Here is a 382-nt window from a genome sequence, read left to right as displayed (position 1 = left end):
GCGTTTCCAGATCGGTTGCCGAGGAAGTAGTAGTTGTTGGTGTCCGTGAACTCGACGTAGCGCCCGTCCTTGTCGCTCAGCGGGCTGGCGGCGATGTCCGCCGCGAACCGCAGCCCGTTCTCGATGTCGTCGCGGTAGACCACCGGCACCGGCTCGAAGTCGCCCGCCCCTGCCGCCCCACGCGGCGTGGTGCCCCAGGCAAAGGGGGCATCCGAGACGTCCCCGGTTCCGTACTCGGAATAGGACACGTGGCCGGGAAGCTTGTCCCAGAAGCCGTTGGCCTGTGCCGCGTCCTGCAAATCAGCAACGAGGAAATAGTCCGGGATCGGCAGGTCGGCGGCGGCGCAGATCATCGCGGAGCCGACCCGGTGGCCCTCGGCCG

At 67.8% G+C, this 382-nt stretch carries 1 protein-coding gene; it reads right to left on the bottom strand.

Going from position 1 to position 382, the window contains the following annotated elements; genetic code table 11:
• On the bottom strand, positions 1-382 hold a 382-nt coding region (locus tag CVV76_RS25095), incomplete at both ends, for a hypothetical protein (protein WP_158243248.1).

The sequence above is a fragment of the Acidimangrovimonas sediminis genome (assembly GCF_002871005.1).
GTDB classification, from domain to species: domain Bacteria; phylum Pseudomonadota; class Alphaproteobacteria; order Rhodobacterales; family Rhodobacteraceae; genus Acidimangrovimonas; species Acidimangrovimonas sediminis.
This window is presented reverse-complemented; position numbering and strand designations above follow the sequence as displayed.